The 12458-nt window shown below is 43.6% G+C and carries 16 protein-coding genes and 2 tRNA genes; 7 read left to right on the top strand and 11 right to left on the bottom strand.

Annotated features, from left to right (window positions below; all coding sequences use genetic code 11):
• Positions 1-84 precede the first annotated feature (84 nt).
• Both AC6RV6_RS17415 and AC6RV6_RS17410 read left to right on the top strand, forming a co-directional pair.
• Positions 85-534, top strand: coding sequence for a hypothetical protein (locus tag AC6RV6_RS17415; protein ID WP_500242150.1), 450 nt, complete (start codon positions 85-87; stop codon positions 532-534).
• 124 nt (positions 535-658) lie between these two features.
• Entirely contained in the window at positions 659-1141 is a 483-nt protein-coding gene (locus tag AC6RV6_RS17410) for a hypothetical protein (protein WP_500242149.1), read from the top strand.
• Positions 1142-1165: 24 nt separating this feature from the next.
• Here AC6RV6_RS17410 and AC6RV6_RS17405 read toward each other — a convergent pair whose 3' ends face one another.
• Positions 1166-2704: a bifunctional aminoglycoside phosphotransferase/ATP-binding protein gene (locus tag AC6RV6_RS17405; RefSeq protein WP_500242148.1), complete on the bottom strand. Its 1539-nt coding sequence runs from the start codon at positions 2702-2704 to the stop codon at positions 1166-1168.
• Positions 2705-2970: 266 nt separating this feature from the next.
• Entirely contained in the window at positions 2971-3261 is a 291-nt protein-coding gene (locus AC6RV6_RS17400; protein ID WP_500242147.1) for a SemiSWEET transporter, read from the bottom strand.
• A gap of 3 nt (positions 3262-3264) precedes the next feature.
• Between AC6RV6_RS17400 and AC6RV6_RS17395 the strand changes: the two genes are divergently transcribed.
• From AC6RV6_RS17395 to ureE, 3 genes are all read left to right on the top strand, one after another.
• The gene (locus tag AC6RV6_RS17395; RefSeq protein ID WP_500242146.1) at positions 3265-4044 is read left to right on the top strand and encodes an ABC transporter permease; all 780 of its coding nucleotides are present in this window, start codon (positions 3265-3267) and stop codon (positions 4042-4044) included.
• 120 nt (positions 4045-4164) lie between these two features.
• The gene (locus AC6RV6_RS17390; protein ID WP_500242145.1) at positions 4165-4641 is read left to right on the top strand and encodes a DUF4168 domain-containing protein; all 477 of its coding nucleotides are present in this window, start codon (positions 4165-4167) and stop codon (positions 4639-4641) included.
• Positions 4642-4663: 22 nt separating this feature from the next.
• On the top strand, positions 4664-5107 hold the full coding sequence (gene ureE, locus AC6RV6_RS17385; protein ID WP_500242144.1) for an urease accessory protein UreE: 444 nt from the start codon (positions 4664-4666) through the stop codon (positions 5105-5107).
• A 178-nt stretch (positions 5108-5285) separates the two neighbouring features.
• Here the strand turns inward: ureE and AC6RV6_RS17380 are convergent, their stop codons facing one another.
• The 4 genes from AC6RV6_RS17380 to moaC form a co-directional block, all read right to left on the bottom strand.
• Complete coding sequence (locus tag AC6RV6_RS17380) at positions 5286-6275, bottom strand: GAF domain-containing protein (RefSeq protein ID WP_500242143.1); 990 nt, start codon at positions 6273-6275, stop codon at positions 5286-5288.
• A 42-nt stretch (positions 6276-6317) separates the two neighbouring features.
• Positions 6318-6626 carry a DUF3181 family protein gene (locus tag AC6RV6_RS17375; RefSeq protein WP_500242142.1) on the bottom strand — a complete coding sequence of 103 codons (309 nt, stop codon included), beginning with the start codon at positions 6624-6626 and terminating at the stop codon, positions 6318-6320.
• Positions 6627-6650: 24 nt separating this feature from the next.
• On the bottom strand, positions 6651-6902 hold the full coding sequence (locus AC6RV6_RS17370) for a 2TM domain-containing protein (protein WP_500242141.1): 252 nt from the start codon (positions 6900-6902) through the stop codon (positions 6651-6653).
• Positions 6903-6967: 65 nt separating this feature from the next.
• On the bottom strand, positions 6968-7477 hold the full coding sequence (gene moaC / locus AC6RV6_RS17365) for a cyclic pyranopterin monophosphate synthase MoaC (protein WP_500242140.1): 510 nt from the start codon (positions 7475-7477) through the stop codon (positions 6968-6970).
• A 67-nt stretch (positions 7478-7544) separates the two neighbouring features.
• Between moaC and AC6RV6_RS17360 the strand changes: the two genes are divergently transcribed.
• Positions 7545-7618, top strand: a tRNA-Arg gene (locus tag AC6RV6_RS17360).
• A gap of 265 nt (positions 7619-7883) precedes the next feature.
• Here the strand turns inward: AC6RV6_RS17360 and AC6RV6_RS17355 are convergent.
• The 4 genes from AC6RV6_RS17355 to AC6RV6_RS17340 form a co-directional block, all read right to left on the bottom strand.
• A tRNA-Leu gene (locus AC6RV6_RS17355) sits at positions 7884-7966 on the bottom strand.
• Positions 7945-8838 carry a M48 family metallopeptidase gene (locus AC6RV6_RS17350; RefSeq protein WP_500242139.1) on the bottom strand — a complete coding sequence of 298 codons (894 nt, stop codon included), beginning with the start codon at positions 8836-8838 and terminating at the stop codon, positions 7945-7947. Before AC6RV6_RS17350 ends, AC6RV6_RS17355 begins: the two co-directional genes overlap by 22 nt.
• An 11-nt stretch (positions 8839-8849) precedes the next feature.
• A complete protein-coding gene (locus AC6RV6_RS17345; protein WP_500242138.1) occupies positions 8850-9269 on the bottom strand; it encodes a tetratricopeptide repeat protein in 420 nt (139 codons plus the stop codon).
• A 59-nt stretch (positions 9270-9328) separates the two neighbouring features.
• A complete protein-coding gene (locus AC6RV6_RS17340; RefSeq protein WP_500242137.1) occupies positions 9329-9685 on the bottom strand; it encodes an iron-sulfur cluster assembly accessory protein in 357 nt (118 codons plus the stop codon).
• Between the two features lie 223 nt (positions 9686-9908).
• On the opposite strand from AC6RV6_RS17340, the gene AC6RV6_RS17335 reads away from it, so the two are divergent.
• The gene (locus AC6RV6_RS17335) at positions 9909-11543 is read left to right on the top strand and encodes a DUF6930 domain-containing protein (protein WP_500242136.1); all 1635 of its coding nucleotides are present in this window, start codon (positions 9909-9911) and stop codon (positions 11541-11543) included.
• A gap of 80 nt (positions 11544-11623) precedes the next feature.
• On the opposite strand, the gene AC6RV6_RS17330 is transcribed toward AC6RV6_RS17335, so the two are convergent.
• A complete protein-coding gene (locus AC6RV6_RS17330; protein WP_500242135.1) occupies positions 11624-12403 on the bottom strand; it encodes a DUF3747 domain-containing protein in 780 nt (259 codons plus the stop codon).
• Between the last annotated feature and the right edge of the window lie 55 nt (positions 12404-12458).

Genomic DNA, 12458 nt, shown 5'->3' with positions numbered 1-12458 from the left:
AATATTTATTTTTATGTCAGCATAGTACCTTATCTAATTTCCTCAAAGAAAATGAAATCATATCGATATACATTAGTAACTCTGATGTTTGCAACTTGTCTTTATATTATTACTGTTTCTCTAGAACTCGATCTGTTTGAAAAAATTTTAGAACTGTTGCACGAACTTGAAGTATTTGAAATTGATGAGTTTATTTTACCAATTTTAGTGGTTCTTGCCGGAATTTTTTGTGATGCGATAATCAGAGCGAATAAAAAGCAAGTGTATCTGGAAAAACAGAAAGAAAGAATAGATGTTTTTCAAGCTACGATGCGAACAGTTCAAGATATTGTTGGAAACTTTTTAAATAATTTATTACTATTTGTGATGGAGGTTGAAAATTCTCAAGCTCTCGATGAAGAAACAATTGAGGAATTAACAAGTTTAATTTATGAGACTTCAGAACAATTAAATAAACTTGCGGATTTTAAAACAATTATTGCAAACGATGGCAATAATAAATTGCAGAGAATCGATATGAAGAAAAGTCATTAATGATTATATTAATATAATATTTTAGCTGAAACCTGTCACATTTTTTCTTTAAAGTTCATTAATCAGTAGAGCAACAAAGTCAATTATCTCTGTTGTTTTTAACAGTTGATCTCACAAAAAGAAAATGAAATCTTATTCTTGTACATTAACTATGCTGGTTTTTGCTGTATTTTTTTGTGTTCTCACTTTCAACTCCGATCGCGAAATTCTATCAAGAATCTTAGAACTTTTATATCAACTGAAAATATTAAAATTTGATAAATTGATATTGCCATTTTCGATGATTTGTGGTGGTTTTATTTGGGATCTTTTGAGAATATCAAATGAAAAGAAAATAGCTTTAGCAAAACAGAGAGAAAGAATAAATATTTTTCAGATTACAATGCGAACGGTACAAGATATTGTTGGTAACTTTTTAAATAACTTGTTGTTTTTCGTGATGGAAGCTGAAAATTCTCAAGATTTCAACAAAGAAACAATTGAAGAATTAAATAATCTAATTCAAGAAACCTCAGAAAAATTAAATAAACTTGCAAATCTAAAAACAATTATTGAGCAAGATAACAATAATGTAGTTCGTCTGATTGACATAGACAAGAGCTATTAACGATTAGGATACAAACTCAATATTTCAGTAAGATAGATAAGATTGAATCTGTCTTAATAGTACCATTTTATCTAATGTTGTCTCAAAGACTTTCCATTGAATCTCGCCAATATCCAAAGATTCTTGTTTTTGACGAATGGCAACTGTGGCATCAGAAACATCATTTTTTCGATCTTTAATACGCTGATAAGCAACCTCTGAAGGAACATGCAACCAAATTCCATAGAAGGGAATATCGCCGATTTTAGCAACAGTTTCAATGTCTTGACGAAGGTGGCGATCGGCAAAAACACAATCAACAATGACGCTAATTCCTGCTTGTAATGCTGTTTGCGCGATCGCAAACAACTTCTGATAGATAATCTTACTGACTTCCTTTCCATAACAATGACTGGGTAAGCTATCGCTCAAGGGAATACCAAAGTGAAGTTTTCGCATAACATCACTTCTGAGAATTAGAGCACCGGGACAGCGATCGAGTTGTGGCGCGATCGCTTGGGCGAGGGTTGATTTACCCGTCCCTGATAAGCCACCAATAACAATACATTTAGGTTTTCTCGGAGCAAGATAGGCAAGTGCTTTGGCGAGATAATCTTCAGCATCCTGTAAGAATTTCGGCCGTTTTGCGCGATCGTGTAAACTTTCTGCGATCGCAACACTCACATGAGCGCGAACGGCGGCGCGAGTTGCTAAAAACAAAGGCAATAAAGCGACTCCTGCAAAGTCATTTTCGTGCCAACTATAGTAATTAAAAATCCGATTGGCATAAGTCGAGAAATTGCGAAAATCCAAATCCATTAACAAAAATGCTAAATCGTAAAGTACGTCAATCATTGAGAAAGATTCGTTAAATTCAATCGCATCAAAAAAGAGAGGTTTTCCTTTATATAAACAAATATTGTGTAAGTGTAAATCCCCATGACAATGTTTGATATACCCTTCTTTTTGACGGCGATGGAGTAAGCTGCGATATTTTTTGGCAAAACCGAGAGAAAGCGAAGTTAATTCTCGGGTACGATCGCGCGGTAAAATATGAGCAAAGTTAGCAAACTGCTCGTCATTGCCCACAATAATTTGCAGAATACGCTCTGCTCCCGGAACGCGATCGCAAACTTCTGCTTTTTGATGAAACTCAACTAAATTAGCAGCAATACTCTCAATCATTTCTAAGGTTAATTCTCCTCGATCTGCGACGCGATCGAGAACATCAGACGGTTCGAAACGATTCATTTCAATTAACCATTCGATCGCTTCTCCTTCTCCATCAAAAGCAAGACGATTATCGGTTTCTCGGGTAATCGGAAGAGTGCGTAAATAAATTTCAGGCGCAGTTCGTCGATTCAAAAAGATTTCGCGATCGCACATGAATTTACGCTGGGTCAGGGTAGAATAATCCATGTAGGGAAAATAGACCGATTTTTTCAATTTATAGGCTTGGGTATCGGTCAAAAACACGATCGCGCCGTGGGTTTCAATTTGTTGAACTTGTGTTGTTGCTTCGGGGTAGTTCTTCGCCTCGGAGAGAAAAGCAATAACGCGAGATTGGTCTTCGATAATGCTCATCGCTCAAAAAGTAGCCCTATATTTTTAGTATAAAATGCAATTGAAAGTTCCAGCAAATATGACACTTTTTGTAAAATTTAGCAATGCGATCGCTGACCTAAAGTCGTAAAATTGTTGCAGGAACATTTATTCAAACAAAAATAATGAGTTACGATAATTCTGATAAATTTTAATTTCCGAGGAGTCCATCTCAAATTTTCAACCCTGTCATTCATTTAACGAGAGGCTCTTGACTCAATTTCTATCTTTTTTTAAGACATAATAATTTATCGATACCTGAGTTTAAACCATAAAATTGTCGAAGCCAGCAATCCTGTTACAATATTGGTCAAAATAACCGGTATGTCTTGAACTAAGAATCCATAGGTTACCCATAAAAAGACTCCCGTGCAAAAGGAAATAAACATTCCTTGAGAAATATCTTTGGTTGATTTTGACCTCCAAGTTTTCACCACTTGAGGAACAAAAGCGACTGTTGTTAACGATCCGGCTGTTAAACCAATAAATGTTGCAAAATCCATGACAATAAACCCAAGATTAACAATGCCCATATTCATAGCATGAGTAGTTTAGTTTCTCTCGATCCCTTTGATTTAGCTTTAGGTTTGGCCTTGATGGCGATCGCGATCGCTTTGGCCGCATGGCAACAGTTGGGACTGGCCGGACAAATGGCGATCGCGACCGTCCGCACCGTCATGCAGCTTCTTGTAGCGGGTTATCTTCTCGCCTTTATTTTTGCCCTTAATACCCCTTGGTCCGTCGCGATCGCTCTCATTTTCATGCTCTCGGTGGCAGCGATCGTTACTCACAACCGCATTGCGCCCAAACAGAAACCTCTTTTACCCATCATTTGGGGATCTTTGTTAGCCAGCCTGTTTCTCACCTTGAGTTATATTATTGTCGCGATCGTGCAACCGCCAGTTTGGTATAGTCCTCAATATCTCATTCCTTTGGGGGGAATGATTCTCGGCAATGCCATGAATGCTGCTGCCATTTCGGGAGAGCGTTTGGCAAGTGCGATCGAGCGCAGCACCCTCGAAATTGAAACCCATCTCAGCTTGGGAGCAACTTCTCAACAAGCAGTGGTATCTTACCGAAAAGCGGCCATTCGAGCAGGTCTCATTCCCTTGATCAACCGCATGATGGTGGTGGGACTGGTTACATTACCCGGTGCCATGACCGGACAAATTTTAAGCGGAATTGACCCCATTGATGCCGCACTCTACCAAATTCTCATCATGTTTATGGTTGCTTTTGCGGAATTAGTTGCAGTTTTGCTCGTAACTCGCGGTGTTTCTCGCCAATTCTTCAGCCGCTACGAGCAGTTAAAGGGACTTTGAGAGAAATATTGGCCAATCGATCGCTGCTTTTTGACCCCAAGGAACTTATCCTGCGTAAAATAATTCTTAAAGGAAAGAAGGTTTCCATTCTATTCATTACCTGTTTGGTTTTCTGCGCTTATGTTAACGATTGCAAAATTGTCTCGAATTGTCGGCAGACCGATGGTGCGCTCTCTCGCGATCGCGGGTTTGGCGATCGCGGGGATCGGTTGGGGAGTCGTGCCAGACTTGACTCGTCCCGCTCCTCATTGGTTTAATACTGTTGTTCGCGCTCAAAATGTGACCAATGATGAAATTGAGAATTATGCGAGAGCCGTTTTAGATATGGAACCCATTCGCCAGTCGGCATACAACGACATTAAAAAAATTGTCACGCCTAATGCTCCTCCAAATATCGTTTGTAATGCTGGGGCTTCTTTTAGCGGCCTTCCCGGTAATGCCAGACAAGTTGCTGTAAATTACTGCAATGAATCTCGTCAAATCGTACAAGAGAGCGGACTCTCCATCGAGCGTTTTAATGAAATCACCGCTCAAATTCAAGGCGGCGATGCCGATCTCGAAAGACGCATTCAAAGTGCCATGAGAGAGTTACAATAAGTAACGCTCTCAACCAATTTCAATGTTAACTTTAACTCAGCGTCTTCCTCGGAATGCGATCGCATCCTCAGATTGTTTGCGTCTGCTTCTCAATGCTGAAGAAAGAACTCGCAGTCGCCATCGTTTTGAAACTTCCGATGGTCAGGTTTTTATCTTGCGTTTGCAGAGGGGGACGGTTATGCGTGATGGCGACTTTCTACAAGCAGAAACCGGGGAAATTGTTTGTATTGCTGCCAAACCCGAACCTGTTTTGACAGTGAAGGCGAAAACTGTTTTAGTCTTGCTTAAAGCAGCTTATCATTTGGGCAATCGTCATGTTGCTTTAGAAGTTCGCGAAACGTATTTGCGTCTTGCTCCCGATCCAGTTTTGCGATCGATGTTGGAGCAGTTAGATCCCGGTTTGGAGATTGAGGCAGAAATCGCCCCTTTTTCTCCTGAAATTGGTGCCTATCAACATCATCATTAAATTACCGCGATCGCTTCTTTTCTTATTCCTAATGTATCAGAAAGAGCAAGGGAAATCATTACGCGATCGCCAAAAAACTTCCGTACTTTGTCGCAATATCTTTTATTGTCCTAAGAGAATATTTATCAAGTCAAATACGAGGACAAATTTTGGTAATTTAAGGTTTGCATTCTTACTTTTAAACTAATCGCAATGTGCCGATGAGAACGTATTTTCCATAAAATTTCGTGCGCGTCCCGTAAATCTCAATATCGACTTGGCGGCGATCTTTACGCTGCCCTTTAAACTGACAAGAAAGAATAGGGTTGTAGCCTTGAAAACACTGGGAAAGTAACTCGGCGACTTGATGATAGTGGGTCGTCGCCACTAACTTGAGAATTGACTTTAATGTGACCAATTCCCCAAACTCAAAGCCAAAAATTTCGGCAACTCTCTGATTGGCGTAGAGAAATCTGCCATTTTCCGCCACAATATATAACCCTAAATGAGCCAGATCGCGATCGCTTTCATTCTTGTCTGCTTTAGTTTCTGTGACCTTCTCTTCCTTCTTACCGTGTTCTTTCACATAAAGACGAGCATTATCTAGGGCTAGCGCCATTTGCCGAGCGCACATCTGCATCAAATCCGACAATTCTTCGTTAAAGTGATAAGGATCGGGATGAGTAAGGGTGAGAATACCGAGGAGAACTTTTCCTCTGAGAATGGGAACGCAGAGAGCAGAACCGACAGTGTAGGGTTGTCCCGGTAGCGTTAGCCAGCGTTCATCCTTACGAGTATCCTGAATTAAACCGACTTGACGGCGCTCGACAACCCAGCCCGCCAAACCGCTATCGAGAACCTTACCAATGAGATGTTCTTTCTGTTCTTTTATTGTTGCCCCACGAGCGAGAATACTTTCTGTTACTGCACCTTTTGTGTTGAGCAAAAAGAGACTGCTTTCGTGAGCATCAGTGAGTTGCACTGAAACCTTAATCGTCGTTTGTAACATCGATCGCAGCATCAAGCGCCCGGTTGCCGTTTGCCCGATGACCACCAGAGAGCGCAACATATCATCTTGAGCATCAAAAGCAATCTCTACTTTTCGGAGACGCTCAATTTCGCGCAATACAGCCTCTTGTGGTTGCTGTAGCAATTCTTCTGGCGATAATCTGGATAGAGTGCGGCTCATGCTTCCCCCTTGTCTGATATATTGTCGGCGCTTGTGAATGCCTTAGAAATTGCGCTGATATTCTTCGAGCAAGTCCATTAAATCGACTTGGCAGGCGAGGGGAAGTAAATCGAGAAGTGGAATTTCGCGCTTGCCACCGCCAATTTTAACAGGAATGCCTTGCAAAATTTGGATGACGCTATCTTCATCGAGTCGGTTCTCTTCGAGCAGTGGATACACCCCTTGTGCCACTACGAGATGCAGCTTGGCATCGGCGAGATATAAATGCCATTTGGCAATATCAATATAGACGTTTTTGCCAATTTCCGCCGCGAGCATTTCAATTGCTTCGGTTGTTTGAGAGTTTGCCATGATTGAAATGAGTTCCGATCGCTCTTAGCTATCGGATTTTATAGAGTAATCTGCGATCGCTAGAATATAAATTAAATGTAGCAAAAGTACGCCCAGCCAACTCAATGTGAACCCGGTTTCCCAAGGCCAATCGGCATTTTTAATACCCGAAACAAACCACAACCCGGAATTGATCGCCAGATAGATTCCCACGTGAATCGCAAAATTCATGCGATCGTCCAAGCGACGATATTCGGGGTCATTGCGATCGGGTTTGCGCGGCCAACGAGGGGGCATGCTTTTCTCCTTTTAAGATGGTTGGGGATACCCAGAGGAAACGAATATTTTCTCAGGTAATTCTTTCATATTGCCATATTCTCCGCACTCTTTCCCGTTTCTCGCTGGTAATCTCCGGACTTGCCTCCAGTTTTTCGCACGAGATAAATCGCTTCGATCGCGATCGCTTTCTCTAGGGCTTTGGCCATATCGTACAGGGTCAAGGCGGCCACGGAAACGGCGGTGAGTGCTTCCATTTCGACTCCGGTTTCGGCTTTGGTTTTCACCGTTGCTTGAATTTGATACCCCGGCAATTCGCGATCGGGGGCAATCTCCACGGCAATTTTACTCAAAGGGAGGGGATGACAGAGGGGGATGAGTTGGGCTGTTTGTTTGGCCGCCATGATTCCCGCAATTTTTGCCGTGGCAATAACGTCGCCCTTGGGAGCATTTCCCGCTTCAATGGTTTCGAGGGTCGATCGCAACATTCGCACCCGTCCCACTGCGATCGCTTCCCGTTGCGTGGCGGTTTTGGCAGTAACATCCACCATTTGCACCTGCCCTTTTTCGTCGAGATGAGATAATTTTTCCGTCATCTTGTTTTATTGAGAAAAATCGTGTTATACTCATAAATCGTTGCACAAATGCAGCGTTTTGCTTTAGGGGACTGTAGCTCAGTGGACTAGAGCACGTGGCTACGGACCACGGTGTCGGGGGTTCGAATCCCTCCTGTCCCGCTTCGATTTAAACCTTGTATAACATCCCTTTCAATTGCTTCCCAATGGGATAACTCGTACTGATACTGCTTTCGTGAAAATGATTCCTTCTCTTTCGTTCCATAGCGAGAGCAGATCGGGCTCGGTTCATCCGTCAAGGTCAAGCCTACGGTTGCCCCTTCAGGTCAAACCCTGACTGATGCCCCTATGAGCCTGTCTCTCGGATTTTTTGCATATCTCTATACAGAGGCTCTAGAGCCTCTGTATAGAGATATACACATACTTATGGGCAAGGAGAGACTCGAACTCTCATGACCAAAGGCCGCTACATTTTGAGTGTAGTGCGTCTACCAATTCCGCCACTTGCCCGGATTTTTGTCAGTTTTGCTATTATAACCTACTTTTCCTCGATTTAGCAAGTCTTGATAAGCAGGAGAACTCGCCCAGCGATCGATCTCTCGGGCGCGGAGGACAGGGACAGGGTGGGTTAATTGACTATTTTGGCTGGTTTTCAGCATTTCTCCCAATTCCGTCCCGCTCATTTCGTCGTAATCTTTAGCTTGAGCGATAAAAGCATCTAAATTCAACATGGGCGCAAGACTGGGGGATCCCCCCGCTAATTTCATCAATACTGACATGACCGTGCGTGGGTTTTGAGTGGCCAGAAGGGCCGCGCGATCGCAACTAAATTCGGCACAGCGCAGCCATTCTAGCATTTGCTCTTGTAAAGATTGAGCAATTAAAGATCCCCAAATCGGCAAAATATTCGAGGCGAGAACGATTAAATTAGCGAGAGTTAAATAGACCCCGTGTTCGCATTTGAGATGACCTAATTCGTGCGCCATGACCGCTTGAATTTCCTCTGGAGTCAGCATTTCCACCAGTGAAGTATGCAGCACCATAAACGGCTTTTTCCCTCGCATGGCAAACGTGTAAGCATTGGGGACGGGATTTTGCTGGAGGTAAAGTTGGGGTGGTTCGAGATCGAGAATCTTGCAAGCCTCTAAGAGCAGATCGTGCAGGTGAGGCAATTGGCGATCGCCGACCCGCACGCTCGAGGCAATATTATTGAAATAAAATAATTCCTCGGCTACAGATCCTAACAGGGTGCGGACAGCTACATCCATGCCGGGGAGTTGTTTCAAAGCATTAGTTGCCGCCAAGTCGAGAGGATGTCGGAACAGATCGGCTTTAAGTCCAATTAAAGAGACTTTGTTCGCTGTGATTTTGTTAGTTGTCATTTGGGGATATTTCACTCAAACAACCAGTTTTGAACGCGAATTAGGCTAGCCCAGTCGGGTTTTCGGCTCAAGCCATCCTCAAGATTTTCTTGGATTTCTTGACGAATTTCTGCACTAAAGGCCATAACGCGTTGGACGGCTTCAATCTGTTCGCGCACGCCTTTGGTTTCTGTCTCTAAGAGAGCAATAGCAAGATTAATGCGACCTTGGGGAGAATTTTTGTCTAATTTCACGCCTTTTTGTGCCGCCTTGAGAGCTTGTTGGGGCTTATCCACCAAGAGATACAGCCATGCTAAACTCGACCATGCCGTAGCGTTTTTCTTGGCGCGATCGCAAATTTCTTTAAAAACGGGAATAAGAGACTCTGGACTTTCTCCATTTTTATAGCGTTCTAAGCCATTTTCATAGAGAGAAGTAACGGGTTCAACCATAATTGAGGAAGTAATGAGTAAATAAGTAACAAGTAAATGAGTAACGAAGAATCAGTCGATTAGACTCCGAAGGATTTGCCACAGCCGCAAGTTTGGTTAGCATTAGGGTTTGTAAAGTCAAAACCGCCACCAATTAAAGCTGTACTGTAGTCAAGAACTAAACCATAGAGATAGAGCAGACTTTTCGGATCGCAAATAATTTGAAAGCCATCATAATCGTATACTTCATCATCTTCGCGAATATTGGTGGGATCTTCAAAATCCATCATGTAAGACATTCCAGAACAACCGCCGTTGCGAACGCCAACCCGCAAACACAGATCCTTTCCTTGTTGATTTCTCAGGGCTAACAAATGGTCTAAAGCGGTTGAGGTGAGTTGGATTCCCTGTTGAGTGGTTTGAGTGGCTTGAGTCATGGATAGACAAACTCCTAAAAATTTATGATGGGAATTTCGATGATGATGTTGTACTTAAGAGCATTGTACAATATCCATCATAACGAGTTCTCTCTATCTCGCGGGAGACTATTAACTGATGGCTGGTGACTGATAACTGATAACTGGTGACCGATGACTGTTCCGCGTTACACTAGAACGGTTAGATTAATATTTGCGTTGGCGATAAAGTGACGAGTTAAGTATGAGCAATCTCCCTCTAAATACCCTGCGTCGATTGAAAAAAATTCCCCAAAATCCTAGTGTTTGGGAGGGGGATCGGCGATCGCTGACGGCACTGACTCCAGAGTCGGGAACAGAGGATGAGGGAGGAGATTGTATTATTTGGGTCGATGGTTCCGAAGGTATGGTCAGGGCAATGGAAATTGTCTCTCCAGAAATTGGCGTTGAGGCGATCGCGAGAACGCTATTGCGTGCCATTGAAAGCCCCCAAAGCCCCGGACGACCTGCCAGACCGAAAAAAATTGTCGTGCGCGATCGCGAAATCCAATTTTTCTTGCGTGGTGCCCTACAAAATCTCGATATTGCCATCGACTACGTGCCGGAATTACCCATCGTTGACGAATTATTTCGCAGTTTCGCCGAGTTTCAAAATGCTCGCCCTCCTCGTTTGCCCGCGCAATATGCCCGAGGGCTGCAAGAGGCGGCTGAAGAAATTTGGGAAATTGCGCCGTGGGAGTATTTGGAAGATTGCGATATTCTTGCCGTTGAGGTGAATTATGGGGATATCGAGACGCTATATATCACGCTATTGGGAATGCTGGGACAAGAATATGGCGTATTGCTCTATCGGTCTTTGGATTCTCTCAAGCGATTTCGCGCTTCTGCCATTGCCAAGCACTCAATGGAAGCCTTAGAAAGCGCCTTTTTATCTCAAGATTGTTTGTTTCTCAATTACGAAGCCGATGAAGATGTCAATTTCGATCCCGAAGATGAAGAGGAAAATTTAGCCGATTTACCCCTAGAAGATATCGTTCCTGTTTTTGGCAGTTTACACCCCTATGAAGGATTGCGCCCCTTTTTAGATGAAGAAGAAGCGATTGTCGTTTATTCTGCCCTGAAAGCGTTGGGAGAGTTTTTTGAGGAATATAGCGATCGCCTCGAAGAGGAAGATATCGTCCCCATTTTACAGAAATCTTATGCGATCGCTTTACCGGAAATCGATTCTGCTCCTCAAACGTTAGAAATTGGCGTAAAAACGTTACCGGATTTAACCGACGAACTTTTGGGTATGGGGGTAGAAGAGGACGATGATGAAGATTTTCCAGAAATTCGCGATGATTTGTTTCCCGATAAATCTTTTGTCAGCATTGGCGTACTGCCTTGGTCAACGGTGCAACAAATTCGCGTTAACCCCAGAACCTTCAATCAAATGCAAGAGTTCCCCGAAGAAGGAGAAGGACTGCCGATTATTCTGGTTCAAACCTCTCGTCCGAAAGCGAAAGATACCATTGTTCGGATTCAAAATGAAGGCGGAATTGCAGCGATCGCCTTCACCCCGGGAGAAGATCCGTTAAGTGAAACCGAGTACGATTTGGGGGTCGTCAAAACGGGAGAAGAAGTTCTCTATGTTTTTTCAGAATATGAAGGAGACGACCCCACTCACCTACGGGCAAAAAAGAACTGGACCCAGCGCTTGAAAAAAACAAAGGGTCATTGCGGATTGGTTTTAGCAATGGGAGTCACGGGGGCTTCTCGGGGCAAACCTAAACTGAAAGATATGTTAGCTTTATTTGAAACCCGCGCGGTTAACCCAGAAGAGTTGGGCATCGGAACTCTACAACTCATTCCCAAAATTATCAGTGAAATGGATTGGTAATCTCAATTCGCAATTAGAAAATAGAGATCGAGAGGGAGATAAAAGAGGAAAGAGAGGCTTTCTTCCTGCTCCCTCTATTTTTATTCAAATGTCGGAATTGTGCGTTCTGAGCTTGTACGAGGACGACTGGGACGAGAGTTAATATTAATTGGCCGTCGAGGAGGGGGAGGAGTCGTCGTGCGCGGGCGAGGGGGGGGAGATGTGGGTCGAGAATTGGACTCGGGGGTGAAAATCAACTCGCGATCGGCGGGGGGTAAAGGGGTATTCGCGGGCGGATTACTTTCTCGAGCGGGGGGAATATTCGCGGTATTGCTATCGGAGGTGAGATAGACGTGACCGAGCATTCGTCCGTTATAAGTCCGCTTGGTAAAGCGCCAACCGGGATCGAGATGAATTTTGAGATAGCGATCGCTCCCATCCATCCCTCGCGTCCGACCAATTTCAACAGCAGTCCGCTCTCGCAGGGAATTCGCCATTAAAACCAGTTCGTCTCCCCGTCGAACGACACTAAGAATAAAGCGCGAACCCATATCATTATCATTAACTCGCATGGAGTAACCGTTACTATCGGTACTGCGCCCGCAAATACCCGTAAAATCAAAACTTTCCCAAGTGGGTTCGATAAAAGTCGGGTTGTCGCCGTATTCTCGCCAGCAAGCACGACTATTAGATTGTTGTTCCATGACAATGAGATTATAGTAGCGCCGACCGACTCCAAAGGGGGTTGCGATCGCTACGAAGCGGCGCTGATCCACCTCAACTTTGCTAAAGTTATAGGCCCCTCGTGCAGGAGTCAGCATTCCGCAAGATAACAGGATAGCTGTTGTTAAGGTTGCCGTTAGTTTGTGCAGAAATTTCATAAACAATAATTGGTAAACGTAAGCTGTAAATTTCTCGGTTCGCAGAAAAAGTCTC

This window comes from Spirulina sp. LEGE 11439 (genome assembly GCF_059821285.1).
Note: the sequence above shows the minus strand (reverse complement) of the source record. Positions and strands in the feature narration are given on the sequence as shown.

Coding starts and splice junctions, on each gene's coding strand:
- AC6RV6_RS17330 (WP_500242135.1), bottom strand. CDS start 12,403: ATGAAATTTCTGCACAAACTAACGGCAACCTTAACAACAGCTATCCTG.
- AC6RV6_RS17400 (WP_500242147.1), bottom strand. CDS start 3,261: ATGAATATGGGCATTGTTAATCTTGGGTTTATTGTCATGGATTTTGCA.
- AC6RV6_RS17395 (WP_500242146.1), top strand. CDS start 3,265: ATGAGTAGTTTAGTTTCTCTCGATCCCTTTGATTTAGCTTTAGGTTTG.
- AC6RV6_RS17410 (WP_500242149.1), top strand. CDS start 659: ATGAAATCTTATTCTTGTACATTAACTATGCTGGTTTTTGCTGTATTT.
- AC6RV6_RS17370 (WP_500242141.1), bottom strand. CDS start 6,902: ATGCCCCCTCGTTGGCCGCGCAAACCCGATCGCAATGACCCCGAATAT.
- AC6RV6_RS17340 (WP_500242137.1), bottom strand. CDS start 9,685: ATGACTCAAGCCACTCAAACCACTCAACAGGGAATCCAACTCACCTCA.
- moaC (WP_500242140.1), bottom strand. CDS start 7,477: ATGACGGAAAAATTATCTCATCTCGACGAAAAAGGGCAGGTGCAAATG.
- ureE (WP_500242144.1), top strand. CDS start 4,664: ATGTTAACTTTAACTCAGCGTCTTCCTCGGAATGCGATCGCATCCTCA.
- AC6RV6_RS17380 (WP_500242143.1), bottom strand. CDS start 6,275: ATGAGCCGCACTCTATCCAGATTATCGCCAGAAGAATTGCTACAGCAA.
- AC6RV6_RS17335 (WP_500242136.1), top strand. CDS start 9,909: ATGAGCAATCTCCCTCTAAATACCCTGCGTCGATTGAAAAAAATTCCC.
- AC6RV6_RS17415 (WP_500242150.1), top strand. CDS start 85: ATGTTTGCAACTTGTCTTTATATTATTACTGTTTCTCTAGAACTCGAT.
- AC6RV6_RS17390 (WP_500242145.1), top strand. CDS start 4,165: ATGTTAACGATTGCAAAATTGTCTCGAATTGTCGGCAGACCGATGGTG.
- AC6RV6_RS17405 (WP_500242148.1), bottom strand. CDS start 2,704: ATGAGCATTATCGAAGACCAATCTCGCGTTATTGCTTTTCTCTCCGAG.
- AC6RV6_RS17375 (WP_500242142.1), bottom strand. CDS start 6,626: ATGGCAAACTCTCAAACAACCGAAGCAATTGAAATGCTCGCGGCGGAA.
- AC6RV6_RS17345 (WP_500242138.1), bottom strand. CDS start 9,269: ATGGTTGAACCCGTTACTTCTCTCTATGAAAATGGCTTAGAACGCTAT.
- AC6RV6_RS17350 (WP_500242139.1), bottom strand. CDS start 8,838: ATGACAACTAACAAAATCACAGCGAACAAAGTCTCTTTAATTGGACTT.